The organism is Vibrio aquimaris (assembly GCF_009363415.1).
In the GTDB taxonomy this organism is placed as follows: Bacteria; Pseudomonadota; Gammaproteobacteria; order Enterobacterales; family Vibrionaceae; genus Vibrio; species Vibrio aquimaris.
The window spans coordinates 2,687,834-2,713,408 of the sequence record NZ_CP045350.1 but is presented as its reverse complement, the minus strand read 5'-3'; the positions used below and the strand labels follow the sequence as shown (position 1 = coordinate 2,713,408).

15 protein-coding genes, 12 tRNA genes and 4 rRNA genes are annotated in these 25,575 nt (G+C 44.0%); 22 read left to right on the top strand and 9 right to left on the bottom strand.

Going from position 1 to position 25,575, the window contains the following annotated elements; all coding sequences use genetic code 11:
• Positions 1–75: 75 nt before the first annotated feature.
• The 14 genes from csrA to luxS all read left to right on the top strand — a co-directional run bounded on the left by csrA (position 76) and on the right by luxS (position 8,733).
• Positions 76–273: a carbon storage regulator CsrA gene (gene csrA / locus FIV01_RS12540; RefSeq protein WP_114787819.1), complete on the top strand. Its 198-nt coding sequence runs from the start codon at positions 76–78 to the stop codon at positions 271–273.
• Between the two features lie 184 nt (positions 274–457).
• Positions 458–550, top strand: a tRNA-Ser gene (locus tag FIV01_RS12535).
• Between the two features lie 47 nt (positions 551–597).
• A tRNA-Arg gene (locus tag FIV01_RS12530) sits at positions 598–674 on the top strand.
• A 21-nt stretch (positions 675–695) separates the two neighbouring features.
• Positions 696–788 (top strand) — tRNA-Ser (locus FIV01_RS12525).
• Positions 789–870: 82 nt separating this feature from the next.
• A tRNA-Arg gene (locus FIV01_RS12520) sits at positions 871–947 on the top strand.
• Between the two features lie 39 nt (positions 948–986).
• Positions 987–1,063: transfer RNA gene (locus FIV01_RS12515), tRNA-Arg, on the top strand.
• A gap of 55 nt (positions 1,064–1,118) precedes the next feature.
• Positions 1,119–1,195 (top strand) — tRNA-Arg (locus FIV01_RS12510).
• Between the two features lie 39 nt (positions 1,196–1,234).
• A tRNA-Arg gene (locus tag FIV01_RS12505) sits at positions 1,235–1,311 on the top strand.
• 52 nt (positions 1,312–1,363) lie between these two features.
• Positions 1,364–1,442 (top strand) — tRNA-Arg (locus FIV01_RS12500).
• A gap of 465 nt (positions 1,443–1,907) precedes the next feature.
• Complete coding sequence (locus FIV01_RS12495) at positions 1,908–2,858, top strand: NADP-dependent oxidoreductase (protein ID WP_152431285.1); 951 nt, start codon at positions 1,908–1,910, stop codon at positions 2,856–2,858.
• Positions 2,852–3,313 (top strand): YqaA family protein, encoded by a 462-nt coding sequence (locus FIV01_RS12490; protein WP_152431284.1) that lies wholly within the window; start codon positions 2,852–2,854, stop codon positions 3,311–3,313. The genes FIV01_RS12495 and FIV01_RS12490 overlap by 7 nt, the downstream gene beginning before the upstream one ends.
• A 9-nt stretch (positions 3,314–3,322) precedes the next feature.
• The gene (locus FIV01_RS12485; RefSeq protein ID WP_152431283.1) at positions 3,323–6,172 is read left to right on the top strand and encodes a M16 family metallopeptidase; all 2,850 of its coding nucleotides are present in this window, start codon (positions 3,323–3,325) and stop codon (positions 6,170–6,172) included.
• A gap of 101 nt (positions 6,173–6,273) precedes the next feature.
• The gene (gene gshA, locus FIV01_RS12480; protein WP_152431734.1) at positions 6,274–7,842 is read left to right on the top strand and encodes a glutamate--cysteine ligase; all 1,569 of its coding nucleotides are present in this window, start codon (positions 6,274–6,276) and stop codon (positions 7,840–7,842) included.
• A 372-nt stretch (positions 7,843–8,214) separates the two neighbouring features.
• The gene (gene luxS, locus FIV01_RS12475; RefSeq protein WP_152431282.1) at positions 8,215–8,733 is read left to right on the top strand and encodes an S-ribosylhomocysteine lyase; all 519 of its coding nucleotides are present in this window, start codon (positions 8,215–8,217) and stop codon (positions 8,731–8,733) included.
• Positions 8,734–8,768: 35 nt separating this feature from the next.
• Here luxS and FIV01_RS12470 read toward each other — a convergent pair whose 3' ends face one another.
• The gene (locus FIV01_RS12470; RefSeq protein WP_152431733.1) at positions 8,769–9,209 is read right to left on the bottom strand and encodes an RDD family protein; all 441 of its coding nucleotides are present in this window, start codon (positions 9,207–9,209) and stop codon (positions 8,769–8,771) included.
• A 229-nt stretch (positions 9,210–9,438) separates the two neighbouring features.
• Here FIV01_RS12470 and FIV01_RS12465 point away from each other — a divergent pair.
• The 7 genes from FIV01_RS12465 (at position 9,439) to FIV01_RS12435 (ending at position 15,550) form a co-directional block, all read left to right on the top strand.
• Positions 9,439–9,523, top strand: a tRNA-Leu gene (locus tag FIV01_RS12465).
• A gap of 660 nt (positions 9,524–10,183) precedes the next feature.
• Positions 10,184–11,735 (top strand): 16S ribosomal RNA (locus FIV01_RS12460).
• 302 nt (positions 11,736–12,037) lie between these two features.
• Positions 12,038–14,927, top strand: a 23S ribosomal RNA gene (locus FIV01_RS12455).
• Positions 14,928–15,081: 154 nt separating this feature from the next.
• Positions 15,082–15,197 (top strand): 5S ribosomal RNA (rrf, locus tag FIV01_RS12450).
• Between the two features lie 42 nt (positions 15,198–15,239).
• A tRNA-Thr gene (locus FIV01_RS12445) sits at positions 15,240–15,315 on the top strand.
• A 13-nt stretch (positions 15,316–15,328) separates the two neighbouring features.
• Positions 15,329–15,444 (top strand): 5S ribosomal RNA (rrf, locus tag FIV01_RS12440).
• The 16S, 23S and 5S rRNA genes sit together here with 2 tRNA genes alongside, the layout of an rRNA operon.
• 31 nt (positions 15,445–15,475) lie before the next feature.
• Positions 15,476–15,550: transfer RNA gene (locus tag FIV01_RS12435), tRNA-Asp, on the top strand.
• Between the two features lie 79 nt (positions 15,551–15,629).
• Here FIV01_RS12435 and apaH read toward each other — a convergent pair.
• From apaH to lptD, 6 genes are all read right to left on the bottom strand, one after another.
• Positions 15,630–16,436: a bis(5'-nucleosyl)-tetraphosphatase (symmetrical) ApaH gene (apaH, locus tag FIV01_RS12430; RefSeq protein ID WP_152431281.1), complete on the bottom strand. Its 807-nt coding sequence runs from the start codon at positions 16,434–16,436 to the stop codon at positions 15,630–15,632.
• Positions 16,437–16,455: 19 nt separating this feature from the next.
• On the bottom strand, positions 16,456–16,833 hold the full coding sequence (apaG, locus tag FIV01_RS12425; protein ID WP_152431280.1) for a Co2+/Mg2+ efflux protein ApaG: 378 nt from the start codon (positions 16,831–16,833) through the stop codon (positions 16,456–16,458).
• Between the two features lie 63 nt (positions 16,834–16,896).
• Complete coding sequence (gene rsmA, locus FIV01_RS12420; RefSeq protein ID WP_152431279.1) at positions 16,897–17,703, bottom strand: 16S rRNA (adenine(1518)-N(6)/adenine(1519)-N(6))-dimethyltransferase RsmA; 807 nt, start codon at positions 17,701–17,703, stop codon at positions 16,897–16,899.
• Positions 17,704–17,715: 12 nt separating this feature from the next.
• A complete protein-coding gene (gene pdxA / locus FIV01_RS12415; protein WP_152431278.1) occupies positions 17,716–18,708 on the bottom strand; it encodes a 4-hydroxythreonine-4-phosphate dehydrogenase PdxA in 993 nt (330 codons plus the stop codon).
• Positions 18,698–19,993 carry a peptidylprolyl isomerase SurA gene (surA, locus tag FIV01_RS12410; RefSeq protein WP_152431277.1) on the bottom strand — a complete coding sequence of 432 codons (1,296 nt, stop codon included), beginning with the start codon at positions 19,991–19,993 and terminating at the stop codon, positions 18,698–18,700. The genes pdxA and surA overlap by 11 nt, the downstream gene beginning before the upstream one ends.
• 50 nt (positions 19,994–20,043) lie before the next feature.
• A complete protein-coding gene (gene lptD, locus FIV01_RS12405; protein WP_152431276.1) occupies positions 20,044–22,422 on the bottom strand; it encodes an LPS assembly protein LptD in 2,379 nt (792 codons plus the stop codon).
• A gap of 148 nt (positions 22,423–22,570) precedes the next feature.
• Here lptD and djlA point away from each other — a divergent pair, with 148 nt between their 5' ends.
• Positions 22,571–23,428 (top strand): co-chaperone DjlA, encoded by an 858-nt coding sequence (gene djlA, locus FIV01_RS12400; protein ID WP_152431275.1) that lies wholly within the window; start codon positions 22,571–22,573, stop codon positions 23,426–23,428.
• A gap of 61 nt (positions 23,429–23,489) precedes the next feature.
• Here the strand turns inward: djlA and FIV01_RS12395 are convergent.
• Positions 23,490–23,565: transfer RNA gene (locus FIV01_RS12395), tRNA-Ile, on the bottom strand.
• 141 nt (positions 23,566–23,706) lie between these two features.
• Positions 23,707–25,560 carry an RNA polymerase sigma factor RpoD gene (rpoD, locus tag FIV01_RS12390; protein WP_152431274.1) on the bottom strand — a complete coding sequence of 618 codons (1,854 nt, stop codon included), beginning with the start codon at positions 25,558–25,560 and terminating at the stop codon, positions 23,707–23,709.
• Between the last annotated feature and the right edge of the window lie 15 nt (positions 25,561–25,575).

Sequence of the window (25,575 nt, the reverse complement as noted above, 5' to 3'; positions counted from 1 at the left end):
GTTTACGAAAATATAACTTTTGTTGGATAATAGCCTCGTAGCAAGAAAAATCAGAGATTACTCAAGGAGCACAGAATGCTAATTTTAACTCGCCGCGTAGGCGAAACTCTCATGATCGGCGATGAAGTCACAGTCACTGTACTGGGCGTAAAAGGTAATCAGGTTCGTATTGGTGTCAATGCACCTAAAGAAGTGTCTGTTCACCGTGAAGAAATTTATATGCGTATTCAAGCTGAAAAAGGCAATGGTAATACGACTTCAGGTAATTACTAGTGAGATAAAAAAGGCCGACTTATGTTGGTCTTTTTTATACAATTAATAAAATTCATTTTTAGATAAAAGAGTGAATTAGCATCGCTTTGATTAAATTGCCGACGTTTGGAAAGGTTTTTAGGATTTTTACCAAGAAAATGTTTGACATATTTTTGGTAAATCGTAATATGAGCCTCCGCAAGATGGTGAGGTGGCCGAGAGGCTGAAGGCGCTCCCCTGCTAAGGGAGTATGCGGTTTGTAGCCGCATCGAGGGTTCGAATCCCTCCCTCACCGCCATTCTTGCTTTGCTCTTATTAGAGCAAGTTTAAAACACTGATTATTGCGCGCTCGTAGCTCAGCTGGATAGAGTACCTGGCTACGAACCAGGCGGTCGAAGGTTCGAATCCTTCCGAGCGCGCCATTCCTTACTAAGGAATAAATCGGTGAGGTGGCCGAGAGGCTGAAGGCGCTCCCCTGCTAAGGGAGTATGCGGTTTGTAGCCGCATCGAGGGTTCGAATCCCTCCCTCACCGCCATTAATTGGCCTCGAGTCAATTTTTTTGTTTTAAACAAAACTTTACGTGATATACTTCACAAAGTTCCTGCGGGAATATTAGCGCGCTCGTAGCTCAGCTGGATAGAGTACCTGGCTACGAACCAGGCGGTCGAAGGTTCGAATCCTTCCGAGCGCGCCATCTATTAGAGTCTAATAAAGCATTTTATTAGACTTCCGTGCGTCCTTAGCTCAGCTGGATAGAGTACCTGGCTACGAACCAGGCGGTCGGAGGTTCGAATCCTTCAGGACGCGCCACTTATTTTTAGGAATTGATATCCCTGATACTGGATATTCAATATCAAAACATTGCGCGCTCGTAGCTCAGCTGGATAGAGTACCTGGCTACGAACCAGGCGGTCGAAGGTTCGAATCCTTCCGAGCGCGCCATCTATTAGAGTTTAATAAAGCATTTTATTAGACTTCCGTGCGTCCTTAGCTCAGCTGGATAGAGTACCTGGCTACGAACCAGGCGGTCGGAGGTTCGAATCCTCCAGGACGCGCCACTTATTCAAAGGGACTTAGGTTCTGATACTGAAAGTTCAAAATCTAAATATTGCGCTCTCGTAGCTCAGCTGGATAGAGTACCTGGCTACGAACCAGGCGGTCGAAGGTTCGAATCCTTCCGAGCGCGCCATACCTCAAAACTCGTCACTAAGTAAATGCTTACCCTGCAAGAGCATTAGCAGAAAACACACCCAAGTCCTACTATTCCCAGTGTAATGATAATGTTATTTTTCATTATATTTACTCCATATTACTTGATTTTTACGTCGAAAAATAAAAATCAAACTAAAATGCACCGAGTTTGACTTATTACTATTTGGGCTAGGAAATCTAAGCTAACCCAAACGTTCCTATTATTTCATGGTAAAAAAAGGGAAGTAAACAATGTGTTCACTCGAACTTGGCTTGAAAAGCATATCAATAGGTGACCTGTGCGTATTGGACAGATTTCTTGATTGATTCAGCGCTCATTTTATGAGTCCACGATGAGGTTATTGGCTAATTTTAGTTTTAGCAGTTAACTCGTTAGTAATAAATGGTATATATTCAAAAGGATGCTTTGCATCTTTTTTGTTGTCGTTATGGATATGAACAAATGGAAAACAAACAAATCGCGATTACTCAATTTGGTGGCCCAGAAGTCTTGACCATTCAGTCTAGTCCAGTGCCGAGTCCCCAGAAAGGGGAAGTGTTGGTAAAAGTCGCTTTTGCCGGCATTAACCCGCTCGATGCGAAAACGCGTGCAGGACTAGGGTGGGTAGCATCACAAAAGAAAGATAATCTCCCTTGGGTAGCCGGGTATGATATTTCAGGAGAAATACTAACCTGTGGTGAACAAGCTGAACGATTCTCAGTAGGCGATAAAGTGGCTGGGTTTGTGGGCTTCCCTTTACAAGGGGGAGGTTACAGCCAATATATTTGTGTTCCTGAAACAGAGCTTAGCTTAGTGCCAGAAGCGACAACCTTAGAAGCGGCTGCGGCAATACCTTTGGCCAGTCAAACTGCGGTTCAAGCGCTCGATAAAGCTGGCGTTCATGAAGGGCAAAGAGTGTTGATACTGGCCGGTGCGGGTGGTGTTGGTCATCTAGCTATTCAAATCGCTATTGCAGCGAAAGCCGAAGTGTTTACCACATGCAGCGCCGCAAATCTCGATTATATGGCAACGCTTGGCGCTCACGCGATCAACTATGAGTTTTCTCCTGTTTCTGAGCGAGTCGAGGAAGCTGATGTTTTAATTGATCTTGTCGGTGGGGATGCGGCTCTTGATGCTTTGCATTGTTTAAGTGATGGTGCGAAAGTTGTCACGGTTCCGACCATAACGGCGGACTTAATTTGTGAGAAAGCCAAGATGCTAGGTTTTGATGCCACAGGTATGTTGGTTAGTCCAGATCCTGAGCAGCTTGACGCCTTACTCTATATGGTCAGTGTCGGCTTATTGAAAACTGAAATCCAACATATCTACCCAATGAGCGAAGTGGACAAAGCTCATCAACAAATTGAAACGGGACACACGCGAGGCAAGATTTTACTTGATATGCAGTGCTAGAAGCGTTTAACGCTGCTTTTGAAAGTATCGCACTTTGGTTTTCCGATTCAGCACTTTGGGTGCTATTTATTACAGGTTTTTTGAGCGCAACTATCTTGCCTGGAGGGTCAGAGGCCGGACTCGTTGCAACGTTTTCTCTTCATCAATACTCTGTTTTTTTAGTGGTATCTACTGCCACTGTTGGGAATACTCTTGGTGGTTTAACGAACTATTGGCTGGGTTTCTTGCTGCCCAACCGAACTCAAAATGAAAAATATGGTCATAAAGCTCAGTATTGGTTGAGTAAATACGGCTACTGGTCGCTTTTATTTAGTTGGTTACCTGTAATTGGTGATCCTCTTTGTTTCGCTGCAGGTTGGTTACGAATGCACTTTTGGCCATGTTTATGGTTAATACTGATTGGCAAAGCATTACGATACAGCCTTATAGCAGCCTTGTATTACGGTTTTTTCTAAGGATATGTCATGAGAAAAATCTGGTTAGGTGTCTTTTCTCTCTTAACTATTTACGGCTGTGCAAGTGGCCCATTCTCCTCTAAATCTACTCTTCCTCCCGGTGTGACTTTTATTGAAGAGCAGCTCGAACAGCCGGATAAGACAACTATTCCTTACTCAAAGTATCAGCTTGATAATGGACTCACGGTTATTTTATCTCCGGATGATTCTGATCCTTTAGTTCATGTTGATGTTACCTATCATGTTGGTTCTGCGAGAGAAGAGGTTGGTAAGTCGGGTTTTGCACATTTTTTTGAGCATATGATGTTTCAGGGAAGCGAACACGTAGCAGATCAAGAGCATTTTAAATTGATCACCGAAGCGGGTGGCTCGCTCAATGGTACTACCAACCGAGATCGAACTAACTATTTTGAATCTGTCCCCGCTAATCAACTCGAAAAAGTGCTCTGGCTAGAGTCGGATCGAATGGGTTTTTTGCTTGATGCAGTTTCGCAGCGTAAGTTTGAAATTCAACGTGATACAGTGAAAAATGAACGTGCTCAGAATTATGACAACCGCCCTTATGGGTTGATGTGGGAGAAAATGGGAGAGGCACTCTACCCAGAAGGTCATCCCTATTCATGGCAGACAATTGGCTATGTTGAAGATCTCGATCGTGTTGATGTCAACGATCTCAAAGCGTTTTTCCTACGTTGGTACGGCCCTAACAATGCAGTCCTAACCATCGGAGGGGACATTGATGTGGCGCAGACATTGGCTTGGGTGAATAAGTATTTTGGTTCTATCCCTAAAGGACCTGAAGTAGAAAGTGCGCCTAAGCAACCTGCTATATTGACCGAAGATAAGTTCATAACATTAGAAGATCGCATTCAGCAACCTATGGTGCTTATTGGTTGGCCGACGACTTATCAAGGTGATAAAGCGGAAGCTTCGTTGAGTGCTTTAGCCAATGTGTTAGGACAGGGCACCAATAGCTTGCTATACCAAGACCTAGTAAAAACGCAAAAAGCGGTTGATGCGGGTGCCTTTCAGGATTGTTCTGAGCTTTCATGTGTTTTTTATGTTTATGCGATGGCACCATCAGGGCCTGATGGCAAATTGAAACCACTTTATCAGTCATTAATGCAATCTTTAGCTCGATTTGAAAAGCAAGGAGTGAGCCAGCAACGACTAGATCAAATAACTGGTATGGCTGAAGCCGATGCAGTTTTTGCGTTGCAAAGTGTTAAAGGTAAAGTGTCTCAATTGGCCTCTAATCAAACTTTCTTTGGCCAGCCAGACAGGATTCAATCTCAGCTTGAGCAAATCCGCGCAGTGTCACCCGAAGCTGTGATGGATGCTTACCACGGTTATGTGAATGGTCATCCTAAGGTTACTCTCAGCGTAGTGCCAAAACGTAAATTGAGTTACGCAGTCACACCAGCCACTTTTCAAACACCGCAACGGGTATTACCTGAATATGCAAAGGTTAGTGATAAAGAATTAAATTATCGTCGCCCGGTAGACAGCTTTGACCGTTCGGTAATGCCTGAAGTTGCAAATGCGGTTAAAGCACATATGCCAAAGCTTTATCATATTTACTTTGACAATGGTGCAGAACTGCTTGGCACTCAAAGTAGTGAAACACCAACCGTTGAAATTGATATTAGTTTTCCAGCCGGCGAGCGTTATGTAGAAGAGGGTAAAGAAGGCTTAGCAAATCTGACGGCGACTATGATGGAAGAGGGGACGATTAAGTCTACCAAAGAGGAATTACAAGCAAGGCTAGATAAACTGGGTAGCACAGTCTCTATCAGTGCGGCTAATTATACCACGAGCATTTCAATCTCCACCCTCGAAGCGAATCTTCATCAAACTCTAGAAATTGTGCAGGAAGTACTATCAAAGCCTGCTTTCAAGGACTCAGATTTTGAGCGTAATAAACAACAGATGTTGGAAGGTATTGTTTATCAACATCAGAAACCAAGTTGGTTGGCTTCACAAGCGACTCGACAAGTTCTTTTCTCTGGTTCTATCTACCAGCGACCTAATGACGGTACAAAAGACTCGATTTCAAGTCTAACTCTTGATGATGTCAAAGCCTTTTACCGTAAACACTATACTCCTCAAGGAGCTCAGATAGTGGTGGTTGGAGATATCAATAAACGTCAAATCAAAAAAGAGTTGGCCTTTATTGAGAGCTGGAATGGTGAAGAGGCACCACTTTTACACCCTCAGGTTGTAAATAATACAGGCAAACAAAAAGTATATTTAGTTGATAAGCCTGGGTCTCCACAGAGTATTGTAAGGTTTGTTCGTCAAGGCTTACCGTTTGATGCAACAGGAGAAGTTTATCTCACTCAATTGGCGAACTTTAATCTCGCGGGTAATTTTAATAGTCGCATTAATCAAAATTTAAGGGAAGATAAAGGCTATACCTATGGAGCTAGTGGCTACTTTGCGGCTAATAGGGAAGTGGGCGCTATTGTTTTCTCTGCTCAAGTGCGAGCAGACACTACCGCGGCGTCCATCAAAGAGATACAGAGTGAGCTGGGTAAGTATAGTAAGCAAGGTATAACGGATGAAGAAATGGAGTTTCTTCGCTTGGCAGTGGGTCAGCAGGATGCGCTGAAATACGAAACACCATCGCAGAAAGCTCAGTTAATTAGCAGTATTCTTGCGTATAGCCTAGATGAGGATTATCTGCAGCAGCGTAACGAGATTGTCGAGACAGTCAGCAAAAGCACTTTGAACAAGATGGCAGCTAAGTGGTTTACACCGGATGATTACCAAATAATAGTTGTTGGTGATGTTCAAGCTTTGAAGCCTCAGCTAGAAAGTTTACAAATCCCACTAGAAGAGCTTGAAATCGTTCGTTAGAGTACACATAACTATACCAAGACAGAGAGACGGACTTTCTCCGTCTCTCTTTATATCAACGGTCCATAATGTTTGGATCAGGACTAGAAGTGAACTTCATTGTGACTGATTTTGCTAAGCGACTTGAGAAAATTACTCTCAAACCAGAGTCATTTAAATCCCTCTCTCGGGGGGTTGAGAGAGAAACATTACGTTACCAAAAGGATGGTCGACTTGCGACAACCCCTCACCCTAAAGACCTTGGTTCCGCTTACGCGAATGATTGGATCACGACAGACTTCTCAGAATCGTTACTGGAATTTATTACACCAGTCTCTACCGATATCAATACGCTTATTCAACAGTTAGAAGATATCCACCATTTTACTCAATCTAAGCTTGGTGAGGAGAGAATGTGGCCACTTTCTATGCCATGTTATGTTAGTCACCAAGATGATATTCATCTTGCCCAATACGGTGAATCTAATTCAGGGAAAATGAAAACGCTCTACCGAGAAGGGCTAAAGCGTCGCTATGGCAGTTTGATGCAAATTATTTCTGGCGTTCATTTCAACTTCTCTTTTCCAGAATCCTTTTGGGATGCTTTATACGGCGAACAAAGCGAAGCAGAGCGCCGTGAATCTAAGTCAGAGGCGTATTTTGGCTTAATCAGAAATTACTATAGATTTGGATGGTTGATCCCTTTCTTTTTTGGTGCTTCTCCTGCACTTTGCTCGTCTTTTATCAAAGACCGAGAAACAAAGTTACCGTTCGAAAACATTGGTCAAACACTTTATCTCCCTTTTGCAACCTCTTTGCGTATGAGTGACCTTGGCTACACTAATAGTGCACAGAGCTCGCTTAGGATTGGTTTTAACAGTTTGAATGAATATTTGGATGGTTTAAATACCGCAATTAGAACACCATCCACCGAGTTTGCTGACATTGGTGTCAAGGTAGAGGGTGAATATCGCCAACTTAATACTAATGTCTTGCAAATAGAAAATGAATTGTATGCTCCCATTCGCCCTAAGAGAGTGGCTAAAAATGGTGAGAAACCATCAGAGGCGCTATCGCGCGGTGGCGTTGAATATATTGAAGTTCGTGCTCTTGATGTTAATCCATACAGTTCTGTTGGGATCGATCAAGATCAAATCCGCTTTCTCGATCTTTTTCTGACTTGGTCTGCACTTTCTGACTCTGAGCCTATGGATTTTTGTGAACAAGAATGTTGGCGTGAAAACTGGGATAAAGTTATCGCATCTGGGCGCAAAATTGGCTTGCAGTTACAAATAGGTTGCAAAGGTGAAGTTCTATCATTGCAAGATTGGGCTCATCGAGTCTTTGATGAACTTCTTCTGATAGCGCAGCGCATGGATAGTGTCCATGGCGGAGAAGCTTATCAGTCCGTATGTAATAAACTTCGCACTTGGATCGATAATCCAGAACTTACGTTTTCTGGTCAGCTACTTGCCGATACCAAACGACTTGGTGGGTTAGGCAAAGTGGGTTGTGAGTTTGGTCAAAGATACAGTGAGCAGCACGAGAGGCACAAATATACAACTTATAGCCAAGAGATTATGGAACAAGAAGTTCAACGATCCCTTGAAGCTCAGCGTCAAGTAGAACAATCTGATACGCTAAACTTTGATGATTTTTTGCAAGGCTATTTTGCATACTTAGATCAGTAAGTGGAGCCATGGGGTTAAAGCAGCTAGTGTAGTTTGCTCAAATTCGTAACATATCCCGCTACTAAAGTTACATTTCAGCTTCCATTTAGAAACATAATCTCAATCTTCTTATCAGTGCGGCTCGGTTATCGAGCTGCGCTTCTAATATTTATTTGGCGTTTAATCTGGTTGCAAACTATACGCTTTTCTCACACTGTTGATTAAATTATCTTTTATTCACATTGCCTATACGTGACTCTGTCATTAATTTTTATTGTTATTAAACAAAGTTGTTGAAGAGTTGCATATGAATCATTAGGGTTTGCAGGACGTCAAGGCACATAAAGCAATAACTTACGCCTGTAAGATTATTGCAAATAGGAGATAATTATAATGCCATTGCTTGATAGCTTTACTGTTGATCACACTAAAATGAATGCTCCAGCAGTTAGAGTCGCAAAGACCATGAGTACACCAAACGGCGATACGATCACCGTATTTGATTTACGCTTTACTGCCCCTAACAAAGCTATTCTCTCTGAGAAAGGTATTCACACATTAGAACACTTATACGCAGGCTTTATGCGTAATCATCTCAATGGAAATGAGGTAGAAATTATAGACATTTCTCCCATGGGGTGCAGAACAGGTTTTTATATGAGTTTAGTCGGAACACCTTCAGAAGGCCGAGTTGCAAAAGCTTGGCTTGCAGCCATGTATGATGTGCTCAAAGTTGAAAAACAAAATCATATTCCTGAATTAAATGAATATCAGTGTGGGACGGCTGCTATGCACTCTTTGTCTGAGGCAAAGCAAATAGCACAAGACATAATTAACAGTGGTGTAGAAGTTAATAAAAATGACGAATTGGCTCTCCCAGAGTCAATGTTGAAAGAGTTAGCGGTTTGCTAGATAGCTAGAGGAAGGGGTATCCCTTCCTCTATTATTTACTGTGCTTTGTCTAACAGGATAACTTGTGTTTTTGCCCATATATCATGAAAACCGCGTTTCTTTGGGTCAATAGGTACCGTTAAATTCGCCAACCCAAACCCTGATGTAACAATTCTTATCAATGCTTGAGTGACAGAAATCGCACCTCCGTCTTGATTGCGTATCTGCAGTTTCCAGGCCCTCATGCCTAATGTTTGACCGGCTTTGGTCCAAAAGAAGACAAAGAAGTACACCCAAACTGTTGCGAGATAAAATGTATAGGTAGGACCCCAAATAGGGTGGCGTGTAAGGTAGTCACTGACATCCATATATGGTGCTGGATCAAAAATACTAAGAGCCATCAGAGCATGGAGAATGGCTATAACGACCCCTGCCGCTATCATTTCAATTGCAATAACAATAAGCCCATCGTAAAACAAAGCTCCTAAACGACGCATGAGTCCTGCTGGCTGTGCTTCCGCTGTTGTTAACATAAAATTTGCGTACCTCAGTTGTAGCTGGTGATCAGAATATAGCGATAGATTAAGACTGAAAAGGCATTTTATACTCAACCTAGCTAATTGTGGTGAATTTATCAGCAAACGATAGCGAATTCAGTCTTTTGCTCTTGCACCTTATTAATGCGTACGTATAATGCTAACCATCGAAGGGCGATAGCCCCAAGATGCCGGTGTGGTGAAATTGGTATACACGACGGATTCAAAATCCGTTGCCTTCGGGCGTGGCGGTTCAAGTCCGCCCACCGGTACCATATTTAAACAACAAAGCCTCGACGAAAGTCGGGGCTTTGTTGTTTTCATGGAGTCAAAAATTTAGTTAGGTAACTTTTAGATTGTGTTGTAAAGATCAAATTCTCTATTAAGGCGTCATTTGTTATAGATACAGTACAAGTGAGTTTCCTAGTAGAAATTAGTATAGAGAATGAAGGTAGAGCGTTTTTTGAACGGTTAATTCTCTTTAATAGAAAAAACACATTTTCTACTTGTTTTATTAGTGAGTATCCCTATAATGCGCTCCCACTGACACGGGGTAAGGCATATGTCTGAAGCGTGTTAGTGAGGTCGAAATAGCCATTAAAAATAATTTTAAAAAAGTGTTTGACTCTTTAAATTATATCGCTAGAATTCACCTCCGCTTTGAGAGATAAACAGTCCAAAGCAACGCTCTTTAACAAACTAAACCTATCAATCTGTGTGGGCACTCGTTGATGATAATCCAAATAGTTTCTTTAGAAACAATTTAGGTTTCAATGATACGAAGTGACCATTCGAATTGGGAAGCAGCCTTGAGCTGTTTTGTTTTACTTTTTCAAAAGTGAACACCAATAAGAGCACAGTCAATTCAAACATTACGTTATGTAATGTTCAGTATTCATTGAGCCTCCCCTATTTATTTAGGGAATCAAAACTTTAAATTGAAGAGTTTGATCATGGCTCAGATTGAACGCTGGCGGCAGGCCTAACACATGCAAGTCGAGCGGAAACGAGTTATCTGACCCTTCGGGTGACGATAACGGCGTCGAGCGGCGGACGGGTGAGTAATGCCTGGGAAATTGCCCTGATGTGGGGGATAACCATTGGAAACGATGGCTAATACCGCATAATAGCTTCGGCTCAAAGAGGGGGACCTTCGGGCCTCTCGCGTCAGGATATGCCCAGGTGGGATTAGCTAGTTGGTGAGGTAAGGGCTCACCAAGGCGACGATCCCTAGCTGGTCTGAGAGGATGATCAGCCACACTGGAACTGAGACACGGTCCAGACTCCTACGGGAGGCAGCAGTGGGGAATATTGCACAATGGGCGCAAGCCTGATGCAGCCATGCCGCGTGTATGAAGAAGGCCTTCGGGTTGTAAAGTACTTTCAGCAGTGAGGAAGGTGGGTATGTTAATAGCATACTCATTTGACGTTAGCTGCAGAAGAAGCACCGGCTAACTCCGTGCCAGCAGCCGCGGTAATACGGAGGGTGCGAGCGTTAATCGGAATTACTGGGCGTAAAGCGCATGCAGGTGGATGATTAAGTCAGATGTGAAAGCCCGGGGCTCAACCTCGGAATAGCATTTGAAACTGGTCATCTAGAGTACTGTAGAGGGGGGTAGAATTTCAGGTGTAGCGGTGAAATGCGTAGAGATCTGAAGGAATACCGGTGGCGAAGGCGGCCCCCTGGACAGATACTGACACTCAGATGCGAAAGCGTGGGGAGCAAACAGGATTAGATACCCTGGTAGTCCACGCCGTAAACGATGTCTACTTGGAGGTTGTGGCCTTGAGCCGTGGCTTTCGGAGCTAACGCGTTAAGTAGACCGCCTGGGGAGTACGGTCGCAAGATTAAAACTCAAATGAATTGACGGGGGCCCGCACAAGCGGTGGAGCATGTGGTTTAATTCGATGCAACGCGAAGAACCTTACCTACTCTTGACATCCATAGAACTTTCCAGAGATGGATTGGTGCCTTCGGGAACTATGAGACAGGTGCTGCATGGCTGTCGTCAGCTCGTGTTGTGAAATGTTGGGTTAAGTCCCGCAACGAGCGCAACCCTTATCCTTGTTTGCCAGCACTTCGGGTGGGAACTCCAGGGAGACTGCCGGTGATAAACCGGAGGAAGGTGGGGACGACGTCAAGTCATCATGGCCCTTACGAGTAGGGCTACACACGTGCTACAATGGCGCATACAGAGGGCGGCCAACTTGCGAAAGTGAGCGAATCCCAAAAAGTGCGTCGTAGTCCGGATTGGAGTCTGCAACTCGACTCCATGAAGTCGGAATCGCTAGTAATCGTGGATCAGAATGCCACGGTGAATACGTTCCCGGGCCTTGTACACACCGCCCGTCACACCATGGGAGTGGGCTGCAAAAGAAGTGGGTAGTTTAACCTTCGGGGGGACGCTCACCACTTTGTGGTTCATGACTGGGGTGAAGTCGTAACAAGGTAGCGCTAGGGGAACCTGGCGCTGGATCACCTCCTTATACGATGATTATTAAGACAAGTGTCCACACAGATTGATGGTTTTGAAGCGAAAGCTTCGAGCTATTTGCTCTTTAACAATTTGGAAAGCTGACAAAGCAATCTTGATTCTTTGTGAATAAGATTGTTTGTAAAGTTCTCAATGTTTATCGAAAGATAAACACCAATAAACACATTCAAGTGTTCTTGGAAACAACACCTTAGTGTGTTGTTTATATTTGAGTCCGGCAAAATCGAGTCTGCATCATGTTTAAATAATTGCAGACACTTTGGTTGTTTAATCTAAGACCCTTTGGGGTTGTATGGTTAAGTGACTAAGCGTACACGGTGGATGCCTTGGCAGTCAGAGGCGATGAAGGACGTATTAACTTGCGATAAGCCCAGATTAGGTAGTAAAAACCATTTGAGTCTGGGATTTCCGAATGGGGAAACCCAACTGCATAAGCAGTTACTGTTAACTGAATTCATAGGTTAACAGAGCGAACCGGGGGAACTGAAACATCTAAGTACCCCGAGGAAAAGAAATCAACCGAGATTCCGAAAGTAGCGGCGAGCGAAATTGGATTAGCCCTTAAGCTTTACACGCGTTAGACGAACGGTCTGGAAAGTCCGACGATACAGGGTGATAGTCCCGTAGTTGACGACGCGTGTTCAGTGAAATCGAGTAGGGCGGGACACGTGATATCCTGTCTGAATATGGGGGGACCATCCTCCAAGGCTAAATACTACTGACTGACCGATAGTGAACCAGTACCGTGAGGGAAAGGCGAAAAGAACCCCTGTGAGGGGAGTGAAATAGAACCTGAAACCGTGTACGTACAAGCAGTAGGAGCAGGCTTGTCCTGTGACTGCGTACCTTTTGTATAATGGGTCAGCGACTTATATTCAGTAGCAAGGTTAACCATCTAGGGGAGCCGTAGAGAAATCGAGTCTTAACTGGGCGTCGAGTTGCTGGATATAGACCCGAAACCAGGTGATCTAGCCATGGGCAGGTTGAAGGTTGAGTAACATCAACTGGAGGACCGAACCGACTAATGTTGAAAAATTAGCGGATGACTTGTGGCTAGGGGTGAAAGGCCAATCAAACCTGGAGATAGCTGGTTCTCCCCGAAATCTATTTAGGTAGAGCCTCGGACGAATACTACTGGGGGTAGAGCACTGTTAAGGCTAGGGGGTCATCCCGACTTACCAACCCTTTGCAAACTCCGAATACCAGTAAGTACTATCCGGGAGACACACGGCGGGTGCTAACGTCCGTCGTGGAGAGGGAAACAACCCAGACCGCCAGCTAAGGTCCCAAATTACAGCTAAGTGGGAAACGATGTGGGAAGGCTTAGACAGCTAGGATGTTGGCTTAGAAGCAGCCATCATTTAAAGAAAGCGTAATAGCTCACTAGTCGAGTCGGCCTGCGCGGAAGATGTAACGGGGCTAAGCTGTAAACCGAAGCTGCGGCAATACGATTTATCGTATTGGGTAGGGGAGCGTTCTGTAAGCCGTTGAAGGTGTGTTGTAAAGCATGCTGGAGGTATCAGAAGTGCGAATGCTGACATGAGTAACGATAAAGGGGGTGAAAAACCCCCTCGCCGGAAGACCAAGGGTTCCTGTCCAACGTTAATCGGGGCAGGGTAAGTCGACCCCTAAGGCGAGGCCGAAAGGCGTAGTCGATGGGAAACGGGTTAATATTCCCGTACTTCTTACAATTGCGATGGGGGGACGGAGAAGGCTAGGTGGGCCTGGCGACGGTCGTCCAGGTTCAAGTGCGTAGGCTTGAGAGTTAGGTAAATCCGGCTCTCTACAAGGCTGAGACACGATGTCGAGCTACTACGGTAGTGAAGTCATTGATGCCATGCTTCCAGGAAAAGCCTCTAAGCTTCAGATTGTAAGGAATCGTACCCCAAACCGACACAGGTGGTCGGGTAGAGAATACCAAGGCGCTTGAGAGAACTCGGGTGAAGGAACTAGGCAAAATGGTACCGTAACTTCGGGAGAAGGTACGCTCTTGTCGGTGAAGTCCCTCGCGGATGGAGCTAATGAGAGTCGCAGATACCAGGTGGCTGCAACTGTTTATTAAAAACACAGCACTGTGCAAAATCGTAAGATGACGTATACGGTGTGACGCCTGCCCGGTGCCGGAAGGTTAATTGATGGGGTTAGACGTAAGTCGACGCTCTTGATCGAAGCCCCGGTAAACGGCGGCCGTAACTATAACGGTCCTAAGGTAGCGAAATTCCTTGTCGGGTAAGTTCCGACCTGCACGAATGGCGTAATGATGGCCACGCTGTCTCCACCCGAGACTCAGTGAAATTGAAATCGCTGTGAAGATGCAGTGTACCCGCGGCTAGACGGAAAGACCCCGTGAACCTTTACTACAGCTTGGCACTGAACATTGAGCCTACATGTGTAGGATAGGTGGGAGGCTTTGAAGTGTGCACGCCAGTGTGCATGGAGCCATCCTTGAAATACCACCCTTGTATGTTTGATGTTCTAACTTAGACCCATTATCTGGGTTGAGGACAGTGCCTGGTGGGTAGTTTGACTGGGGCGGTCTCCTCCCAAAGAGTAACGGAGGAGCACGAAGGTGGGCTAATCACGGTTGGACATCGTGAGGTTAGTGCAATGGCATAAGCCCGCTTGACTGCGAGAATGACAATTCGAGCAGGTGCGAAAGCAGGTCATAGTGATCCGGTGGTTCTGTATGGAAGGGCCATCGCTCAACGGATAAAAGGTACTCCGGGGATAACAGGCTGATACCGCCCAAGAGTTCATATCGACGGCGGTGTTTGGCACCTCGATGTCGGCTCATCACATCCTGGGGCTGAAGTCGGTCCCAAGGGTATGGCTGTTCGCCATTTAAAGTGGTACGCGAGCTGGGTTTAGAACGTCGTGAGACAGTTCGGTCCCTATCTGCCGTGGGCGTTGGAAGATTGAAGGGGGCTGCTCCTAGTACGAGAGGACCGGAGTGGACGAACCTCTGGTGTTCGGGTTGTGTCGCCAGACGCATTGCCCGGTAGCTAAGTTCGGAATCGATAACCGCTGAAAGCATCTAAGCGGGAAGCGAGCCCTAAGATGAGTCTTCCCTGACCCCTTGAGGGTCCTAAAGGGTTGTTCGAGACTAGAACGTTGATAGGCAGGGTGTGTAAGCGTTGTGAGGCGTTGAGCTAACCTGTACTAATTGCCCGTGAGGCTTAACCATACAACACCCAAAGGGTTTTGCGCAGAAATTGTTCCAGACAATTTCCTGCACTTCCTACATCCATGTAGGGCGTGGACTCAACTAGAACATTGAATGTGTTAAGAACGAAAACAGCTTTCCAAGTTATTCTCTAGAGATAGAGAGAAAGAATTTGCTTGGCGACCATAGCATTGTGGACCCACCTGACTCCATGCCGAACTCAGTAGTGAAACGCAATAGCGCCGATGGTAGTGTGGGGCTTCCCCATGCGAGAGTAGGACATCGCCAGGCTTTAAATACCTTGCTTGAGATATAAATCTTGAGCAATATTATGCTGATATAGCTCAGGTGGTAGAGCGCATCCTTGGTAAGGATGAGGTCCCCAGTTCGAGTCTGGGTATCAGCACCAGAGAAGAATTTTGCTTGGCAACCATAGCGCTTTGGACCCACCTGATTCCATGTCGAACTCAGAAGTGAAACGAAGTAGCGCCGATGGTAGTGTGGGGCTTCCCCATGTGAGAGTAGGACATTGCCAGGTTCTTATTTAGATTCTAGAGTCTAACCAGTGTGGAGCGGTAGTTCAGTTGGTTAGATACCGGCCTGTCACGCCGGGGGCTCGGGTTCAAGTCCCGTCCGCTCCGCCACTTCTTCTAAACCCTAGCAGGCATGTTAGGAGTTTCTGCTTTAAAAGCATAGATTCTATTGTTTATTAACTCGTTCTTACTAAGAAATACTTTTTTGAGAGTAGTATTGTTTGTCCTCCCAACGGATCATGGTTAAGCTACCTCCCCATACACACCCTGTATCTAAGCCTATAACTCTTTTTCCTTTATAACCTTCAAGCGCAGCCCAATGGCCAAAAAGAATAGTTTTCTTGATTTTCTTTTGTCGTTTGAGTTCGAACCAAGGCTGTAAATTACTTCCGATCAAATCTTTAGGGGGGCGTTTACACTCCATATCTAAACTGGCATCTGGAAAGCAGTATCTCATTCGAGTGAAAGCGTTAATGATAAAGCGGTATCTCTCAATACCTTCCAGTGTGGGACACCATAGATTAGGCGTGTTGTTATACATATTTTCGATAAGCCAAGGCCATTTATCACTTTTTAGTATAACCTCCACCTCTTTTGCGCACTTTTTCGCGGTTGATAAAGTCCATTGAGGAGTGATCCCTGCGTGACAGACAATAAACTCCTCATGCTCGGCAAGAAGAGATTGGTGGCGCAGCCAGTTTAGTAACTCATCGCGGTCATTGGAGTCAAAAATTTCTCCTGTGTTGTCTTTCTTCTTGGCTTGATGGATGCCGAGAGATACGGCAAGGAGGTGTAAATCATGATTACCTAAAACAACTCTAGCACTGCTCCCCAAACTTTTTATAAAGCGGAGTGTCTCTAAAGATTTAGGGCCCCTTGCAACTAAATCTCCTGCTACCCAAAGTACATCATTATTCGCGTTAAATTTGACTTTTTTGAGCAGTAATTGAAGCTCATCAAAACAACCTTGAATGTCACCGATAATGTAGTTGGACACAACCAATCCTATGTTGTAATTAATTAAGAATGTTTGGTAATGCTAACCGAAATGGCTCGATTTCTGTGATGAATTCTTTACCTTTCTCATCTAGTAAAATGTATTGACCTTGCATAACACCTACCGGTGTTTCAATGGCAGTACCACTACTGTATGTGTATTCATCATTACCGGAAATAAAAGGTTGTTGGCCAACTACGCCATCACCTTCGATAGTCATTTGCTTTCCATTAGCATCAGTAATGAGCCAGCGACGGCTAATAAGTTGGACAGTTTGGTTACTTAAATTCTTTATTGTAATGACATAAGCGAAGACATAGTGTTTCTCATCTGGCTGAGACTGCTCTGATATGTATTTTGTGTGGACTTGGACTTTAATACAAGGGGTGGCTTCCATTGGGACTCCTGCGTATTAGTCAAAAATTAGAGTTGCCTTACTACAACTCTAATTATACGAGTGTTATTTATGATTTGCGTCTAACCAATTCGCTAGATCAACAAATTGCTCTAGAGCTAAGTTTTCCGGACGCATACTTGGATTGATACCAAGCTCCTCTAATACATCTGCACTTACCAATGACTTATAGCAGTTTCTTACGGTCTTACGTCTTTGATTAAACCCTTCCCTACACACTCGATCTAACCAGTTAAGACTAGTTGCAGGATATGGGATTGTCTCATACGGAACGAGGCGAACTACGGCTGAATCAACTTTAGGTGGTGGAACAAAAGCGGTTGGGGGAACTTCTAGTACAGGAACAACCTTACAATAGTATTGAGCCATTACCGTCAAGCGACCATAGGCTTTTGTTCCTGGCCCTGCTGCTAACCTGTTCACGACTTCTTTCTGCAGCATAAAATGCATATCGTGAATATCTTTGTGATATTCAAATAGATGGAACATCAGGGGGGTGGAAATGTTATACGGCAGGTTACCAAAAATGCGTAGCCTGTTATTAGGTTTCACTAGTTGTGTGAAGTCGAAGCGCATTGCATCGCCTTCATGTATAGTCAGCTTATCGGCAAGATCTGGGTGTTGTCTTAATCGTTCAGCAAGATCTCGATCAAGCTCGATAACTGTAAACTTGTCGACTTCTCGACCAACAGGTTCGGTGATCGCCCCCAATCCTGGACCAATTTCAACTAAGTTTTGCCCTGGTTTTGGGTTGATTGCAGATACGATTCCATCAATGATATATGGGTCGTTCAAAAAGTTTTGACCAAAGCGCTTTCTTGCTTTGTGTCCTAAATGGACATCGTTTCTCATATTTTTCTCAAGTTAACTTATTTTATTCTCGACTAGCTCTATTGCTTGAGTCAGTGCCGTTGTAAAACTTCCTGTATCAGCTTTGCCTGTTCCGGCCAGTTCTATCGCTGTACCGTGATCAACGGATGTCCTTATAAAAGGTAAGCCTAAGGTGATATTCACGGACTTACCAAACCCCTTATATTTTAACACGGGCAGAACTTGATCGTGATACATTCCTAATATAGCATCCGCCTCATCTAGATATTTAGGACTAAATATGGTGTCTGCAGGAAGAGGGCCTGCTAGGTTAATACCTTCCTCTGCTCGGATGTCATCAAGTGTAGGGCTTATGGTATCTATTTCTTCACTACCCAAACAACCATCTTCACCTGCGTGTGGATTGAGGCCACAGACATATATCTTGGGTGACGAGATGGAAAATTTACTGATCAAATCTTGGTGAAGAATACGGATAACATTACGTAAGCGATCAGCGGTAATGGCTTGCGACACTGCAGATAGTGGGATGTGAGTGGTTACTAGCGCAACTTTGAGTCCTTTAGTGGCGAGCATCATAACAACCAGAGGCGTGTTTGACATTTCTGCTAAATATTCTGTATGCCCACTAAAAGGGACTCCTGAATGGTTGATAATCCCCTTGTGGACGGGACCCGTTATCAGAGCGTCAAATTCGCCACTTAAACAGCCAAGAGAAGCACGTTTTAAGGTTTCTAATACATAATGACTGTTGCTCGGATCTAGGTTTCCAGGGGTAACTTGTGAGACCAATGGGACATGTTCAACGATCAAAGTTCCTGCTTTTTGAGGCAGTGGCGATGCTGACGAGTCATAGTCAATAAGTTCCACCTCTATATTTAGCAGTTTGGCACGTTGCATCAACATGTTTTTGTCTGCACATATGATCACTTGGTGTGACCAGTCCTTTTGTGCGAGAGAAAGCGCGAGGTCCGGCCCTATACCTGCCGGTTCACCTGCGGTAACTATAACTCGTCTAGTTGTCATCTTGGTCATCCTTGACGATTTCTACGAAAGCGCTCGCTCGTATTTCCTGTAACCAAGCACTTGCTTCTTCATTGAATTTGCGGTTAAAGATAATTCGATAAGCTTTGTTCTTTAAAGCCGAATCGGTACGGTCTACTTCTCTTCTATCCATAACTTCAAGAATATGCCAGCCGTGAACAGTCTTAAATGGTTCACTGATTTCTCCGATACGAAGTGAATCTACCTGATGTTTAAATTCAGGAACATAGATGTCAGAGGTTTGATAGCCCAATTCACCTTTTTGGGCAGCAGAGCCGGGATCCTGACTATATTGCTGAGCCATTTCGCCAAATGTTGCCTCGCCAGCTTCAATTTTACGAGTGATTTCGAGCAGCTCTCTTTTTACGCCTTCATCACTCAGAATAACGGTAGGTTTTATAAGGATATGCCGCGCCTTTACTTCTGTGACTGCGACTGTTTCGAGACCTTTGATGTCTTCAATCTTTAAGATATGAAAACCTACGCCACTGCGAAATGGACCAATTATACTCCCTTTGCCTTGCAGTTTGATTTGATCAGCGAAGATGGTCGGCATTTCCTCTTTCCTCATCCAGCCCCAGTCACCTCCTTGCAGAGCTTTAGGGCCTTTAGAGTATGTGTATGCCATAGTTTGGAAATCTGCACCTGCATTTAGCTCATTTACAATTTTGTTCGCCTGCGCTTCGACTGTGACTTTGTCGTTATCCTCGTTAACTCTGAGTTGAATATGTCCGACTTTGTATTGTACTGTCGCGTTAGTTTCTTTAGCTAAAATGTCAGCAAGGTTATCTACTTCGGCTGGTAATATATTGATGCGACGACGAACTAATGCATTACGCGCTTCACTCGCAGCTATTTCCTTGCGTACTTGCTCTCTAAATTGAACGTAATTTAGGCCTTCTTTCGTTAAAGAAGAGTTCAGCTCTTCAAGCGTTTGTTTGTTATTCTTAGCAATATCTTCGATCGCTTTATTTAGACGATTGTCATCGACACGCACCCCAATCCTATCTGCTTCTTGTTGTTGTATGGTGTCGACAATTAACTTTTCTATTACTTGTGCGCGAAGTGTTACATCATCAGGGAGAGTTTGTTGATTATCCTTAGCATTTGCACGGATAGTTTTTAATGATGTTTCAATATCACTTTGCAGTACAACTCCAGTGTTAACAATGACAGCAACACCATCAAGCTCTGAAGGTGCTGCTTGCACAGCTTTTAGTTGGCTAGCAACAAAAAGCCCAAGGAGAATTTTATTCCAAAGTTTCATGTAATTACCTGTAAATAGTTCTGCCTGTTTTTTAAATATCAGGTTTTAAATTAGTTATTTAGGAAAAATGGGCGTCCATAACCAAGTGAGTTGTTGTCACTGTTTGCACCTAGTTCACCTGAGTTAGAGCCTACACTCGTTCCGAACCCTATAATGCCAAAGTTGAAGCTAAAGTTGTTTTCATAAGTTGGCGTAGAATTTGGGTAACTTGAAAAATTTGGGTCCCAGCTTTTGAGCTGATTACTATAACTAAAGCCAATATACCAACAATCTGAACGATAGTTTATTCCAGCTAACCATTCTAGAGCATTACTGGTAGTTAGGTCGTAGAAGTACTGGCCGCTCGCGCTCCACTTGGGTGTTAGTTGATAGCTAGCGAGTAAACCAGCTTGAGATATGCCATTTTCTGTTATCGAATCTAAATCATTAATACTGTCGAGTGTGTTCTCAATATATTCACGAGTTACGTACCGGTAATTGCCTTGCACATAACCTTTGTCAAAGCGATATTCGAGGGTGCTGTTAGCTAACTGTAGATCGCTAGTATCAACATCATACTGTATCCCACCATGATAGAATAAGTAGTCGTCATAGTTAAAATCCATCTCAACAGCCCAAGCTGAGAAGTTGGATTTATTGTTTTCATTACTTAAATCTGAGTTTTTGGTGTCTTTGTCAATATAGAAAATTTGTCCAAAGGAGATGTTAAGCCTTTCTTTATAATGGTTATCAAAAAATCGAGTAGAAGCGCCATAGCTGAACTGATTTGCAGCAGCTATCCGATCGACCCCGCTATACTTGCGGCTGCGAAACAGACCGTAATAGTCGGTTTGCAGTAAGGTAGTATCATATAAGTAGATATCACTTTGATCTTTTTCTGGTACATATAAGTATTGGACTTGTGGTTCTAGAGTCTGTGTGTAGTTATCAAAAATAACGGTATCACGCTCAAGAGTAATGCCAGCATGTGTTCTAAATTCAGGTATGACGCGTGATGTTGACTCTTTTAAATTATATCCCTCGCTCGATAACTCGGTGAGATCCAAACCGCTTAAATCTTGTTGGTAATAAGTTCCAAGTAATCTAGCCTCGGTTGTCCAGCTACCCCATGAGGACGCTACGGGAATTTTTATTCCAGGTTCAATATGAATTCGAGTAGCGGATGGTTTTTCAGGGTTATCGGTATCAAATTTGGATATATGACTTTTAAGGTCTAAATCAAGGTAACGCATTACTTCTGGGGAGTAGTAATTAAAGCTAAGCTGAGGTAACAATCGATATGGCGTGTTATCGCTTTCTGTTAAAAGTTGAAAGTCGCGGCTTAAAATGGACGTATCCCAACTGGCCGAACGGTAGGTAACAACGGCTTCTTGGATCAGCTGTCCGTCAGATTGATTGCCTAAACTTGAGCCTGTATCTGAAAAGTACCGGATATCACTCACTTTTGAATAGTCAACCCCTAGTTTCCAATTCTTGTTATAGATACCTGAATGTTGCCATTGAATACCCCAGCGATCGCCTTGTTCTGGGTACTTCTTATCGTCAGGTAAATATTCAGATTTAATCGTACTATAGCCTAAATCTGACAGGTAGCGGAATTCACTGTTTAACTGGGTGCCACGATTTTGCATCGACTTAAGAGTTGTTTTCAAGTCGTAGTCTGGCGCTAAGTTCCAATATATAGGCACTTCCATTTCGAAGCCATCGCTTGACCCATAGGAAACCATAGGGTAAAGAAAACCGGTCTTACGAGTGTCGCCAATTGGAACCGTTAGAAATGGTAGGTAAAAAACGGGTACGTTTTGAATTTCAAAGCGAGGGTTATAAAAAGTGGCTTCTTCTTCGTTTTGGTCAATATCGATGCTCGATGCTCGCATGCGCCATGAGCTGTCTCCCTCAGGACATGAAGTAATAGTGCCATCCTCTACTTCGTAGACTGCTTTTCCTGTTTTGGCCACATAGACAGCCTCACCGCGCCCTGGCTCACACAAAAACCGATAGTTAGTATTTTCTAGAGTGACTTCTTCAGAGCTAATATTATGTATGGCCTTATCTGAGATGGTTTTTATCTGCCCATCGCTAAATATAACGTTTCCTTCTGCTACAACGATATTATCTTTCTGATGTACGGTGACGTTATCTGCTTTCATACGTTTGTTGCCTTGAACTACGGTAACATTACCTGAGTATGTTGCCTTGTTACCGTTTATTGCCTCTAAGTGGTCAGCATCAACATTGACGGGTTGTTGTTTACTTTCAGGCTCTTCATTATTGACCACACATTGGTCGATAGGGTCTAATGTCTGGCACTGACCAATAAATGGCATTGATTGTGAAGATGCTGCCGCTGATTCTTCAGCATTTGCTTGAGGTATAAGAAAAGCGGCGCTAATTGAGCTGGCTAACAAGGTACGAGGAAAACGTGACATCGAGTTTGACTATCCTGTTGAACTTGATATATCCGGTGAATAGATGACCGAATGTAAAATTAAACGGTCCCTATGATAAAGGAATTTATAGCTTACAGCACTATCAGACTGCTTTATGAAGAAAAAATTCAGAGATTGAGAGTAAACAATGCATATTTTCGGCAAAATACTGGGTACTTTTTTTGGCTTTCTTATGGGAGGGCCATTTGGTGCTATTTTCGGCTTATTTCTAGGTCATCAGTTCGATAAGGCTCGTCGCTTAAAACTGGCAGGTTTTAGTTCAGATTTTGGTTCTGGCCCGAGTCAAAGCGAGAGGCAGGCGGAGTTCTTTAAATCTGCATTTGCGGTTATGGGGCATGTGGCAAAAGCTAAGGGCCAGGTCACGCGGGAAGAAATCCAGTTAGCGACAACCATGATGGAGCGAATGAGTTTACACGGTGAGCAGCGTAGGGCTGCGCAAGAGGCTTTCCGTGAAGGTAAAGAGCGTGACTTTCCTTTAGAAACAGTTTTAGAGCGAGTACGTATCTCTGCTGGTGAAAGATTTGACTTGATGCAGTTTTTTCTAGAATTGCAGATTTCAGCAGCATTTGCTGATGGAGATATACATCCTAGTGAAAGGAGTGTGCTGCATAAAATCGCTCAAGGTCTTGGCTTTTCATCTCAGCAGCTTGAACAACGTTTAAAAATGCAGGAAGCCGCATTTCGCTTTCAGCAAGGAGGAGGCTTTGGTGGGCACTCTGCTGGCGGACAGTCTCGAGGTTCTGGCGGCAGTTGGCAACAAAATTCATCTTCCAACCAGCTTAGTGATGCATACAAACTCTTGGGTATAGATAGTAGTGCGGATGCTAAAACTGTCAAACGTGCTCATAGAAAACTAATGAATGAGCATCACCCAGATAAGCTTATGGCAAAAGGATTACCTCCTGAGATGATGAATGTTGCTAAAGAAAAGGCTCAGGAGATTCAAAGTGCTTATGATTTAATTAAAAAAGAAAAAGGTTTTTAGGCGAAACACCTTGATATCGAAAGCAAAAAACCTGATGAGACTCATCAGGTTTTTTTGTGTTTGGTGGCCCCTCGCAGATTTGAACTGCGGACCAATCGATTATGAGTCGACTGCTCTAACCACTGAGCTAAGGGGCCTTTGTAGGTCAACGATTATAGGGGATGATGATAGGGCTGTCTAGACACAAAATAGGGTAAATCAGCCTATATTTTATCCACTTAAACCATTTGGTTATAAAAAAGGCGAGCCTTTGCTCGCCTTTTGACCGTGATGTTTAATTATTCATCTAAGAAGCTGCGCAGTGTTTCTGAGCGGCTAGGGTGACGAAGCTTACGTAATGCTTTTGCTTCGATCTGACGAATACGCTCTCGAGTGACATCAAACTGCTTACCAACCTCTTCAAGAGTGTGGTCAGTATTCATATCTATACCAAAACGCATACGAAGAACCTTAGCTTCGCGAGGTGTAAGACCTGCTAGAACATCTTTTGTCGCAACTTTTAAACTTGTAGAAGTTGCTGAGTCTAAAGGAAGCTCCAAGGTTGTATCTTCAATAAAGTCGCCAAGATGCGAATCTTCATCGTCGCCTATCGGCGTTTCCATTGAGATTGGCTCTTTAGCAATTTTTAGTACTTTGCGAATCTTATCTTCCGGCATTTGCATGCGCTCTGCCAATTCTTCTGGAAGTGGTTCACGGCCCATCTCCTGAAGCATTTGGCGAGAGATACGATTCAGTTTGTTGATCGTTTCGATCATGTGTACTGGAATACGTATTGTTCGAGCTTGATCAGCAATAGAGCGAGTGATTGCCTGTCGAATCCACCAAGTTGCGTAAGTCGAGAACTTATAGCCACGGCGATATTCAAATTTATCAACTGCTTTCATCAAGCCGATGTTACCTTCTTGAATCAAATCCAAGAACTGCAAACCACGATTGGTGTATTTTTTCGCGATAGAAATAACCAGACGTAAGTTAGCCTCGACCATTTCTTTCTTAGCTCGGCGGGCTTTTGCCTCACCGATAGACATACGGCGGCTAATATCTTTGATATTTTGTACCGTTAGAGAAGTCTCTTCCTCAATCATTTTAAGTTTCATGATTGAGCGACGTATGTCTTCTTCGCTGCGTTGAATTTTTTCTGCATAAGGCTTATCGGAAGATAAAATTTCGTCTAGCCATGCTTCGCTTGATTCATTACCAGTGAAGAGAGTAATGAAGGATTTTTTCGGCATTTTACCGTATTCAACGGACGCCTTCATGATCAAGCGCTCTTGAGTACGGACGCGCTCCATTGAGGTGCGTAACTCGTCAACTAAATAATCAAACTGTTTAGGAGTCAGACGGAATTCTTTGAACACATCCAGAACAAGCTCGTGAGCAATCTGAGCTTTTGGACTTTCATTGCCGTATTCATTACACGCCAATTGAAAGTTTTGGAAGGTGTTGCGCAGTGAAGTGAACTTCTCAAGGGCGAGTTCAGGGTCAATGCCTGTTTCTTCCTCATCTTCGTCACTATCTTCACTATCTTCATCGACGTCTTCCTTATCTTCGTCTTCTAAGTCTGACTCAGCCAGCTCTGAACCTATGTGGGTTGCAGTTGGCGCTGCTGTTTCATCAGCATCAGGGTCGACGAAGCCGGTAATGAGGTCAGTAAGGCGCAGTTCCTCAGCTTGAACTTTATCGAATTGCTCAAGAATATAAGGAATGGTTCCTGGGTACTCGGCTACAGCATTTTGAACTTGGTTAATACCATCTTCAATGCGTTTTGCAATATCGATTTCGCCTTCACGAGTCAGTAGTTCTACTGTTCCCATTTCGCGCATGTACATACGCACTGGGTCCGTGGTACGGCCAATTTCATTTTCTACGCTAGATAATGCGGCAGCAGCTGCTTCAGCGGCATCTTCATCGGTAATAGTGTCATCGTCATTCAGAGCAAGGTCATCGGCATCAGGCGCAGTTTCAACAACTCGGATGCCCATGTCGTTAATCATTTGAATGATATCTTCAACCTGCTCAGAATCTACGATTTCTGCTGGCAGGTGATCATTTACTTCTGCGTAGGTCAGATAGCCTTGTTCCTTGCCTTTAATGACAAGTTGTTTTAGCTGTGACTGCGGATTTTGATCCATAGACGGTATCCAACT

Bases quoted from the DNA above. Each gene is read 5' to 3' on its own strand.
- FIV01_RS12495 (WP_152431285.1), top strand. From the start codon at position 1,908: ATGGAAAACAAACAAATCGCGATTACTCAATTTGGTGGCCCAGAAGTC.
- surA (WP_152431277.1), bottom strand. From the start codon at position 19,993: ATGAAACTTTGGAATAAAATTCTCCTTGGGCTTTTTGTTGCTAGCCAA.
- apaG (WP_152431280.1), bottom strand. From the start codon at position 16,833: ATGGAAGCCACCCCTTGTATTAAAGTCCAAGTCCACACAAAATACATA.
- FIV01_RS12470 (WP_152431733.1), bottom strand. From the start codon at position 9,209: ATGCGTCGTTTAGGAGCTTTGTTTTACGATGGGCTTATTGTTATTGCA.
- rsmA (WP_152431279.1), bottom strand. From the start codon at position 17,703: ATGAGAAACGATGTCCATTTAGGACACAAAGCAAGAAAGCGCTTTGGT.
- djlA (WP_152431275.1), top strand. From the start codon at position 22,571: ATGCATATTTTCGGCAAAATACTGGGTACTTTTTTTGGCTTTCTTATG.
- csrA (WP_114787819.1), top strand. From the start codon at position 76: ATGCTAATTTTAACTCGCCGCGTAGGCGAAACTCTCATGATCGGCGAT.
- luxS (WP_152431282.1), top strand. From the start codon at position 8,215: ATGCCATTGCTTGATAGCTTTACTGTTGATCACACTAAAATGAATGCT.
- lptD (WP_152431276.1), bottom strand. From the start codon at position 22,422: ATGTCACGTTTTCCTCGTACCTTGTTAGCCAGCTCAATTAGCGCCGCT.
- pdxA (WP_152431278.1), bottom strand. From the start codon at position 18,708: ATGACAACTAGACGAGTTATAGTTACCGCAGGTGAACCGGCAGGTATA.
- rpoD (WP_152431274.1), bottom strand. From the start codon at position 25,560: ATGGATCAAAATCCGCAGTCACAGCTAAAACAACTTGTCATTAAAGGC.
- FIV01_RS12485 (WP_152431283.1), top strand. From the start codon at position 3,323: ATGAGAAAAATCTGGTTAGGTGTCTTTTCTCTCTTAACTATTTACGGC.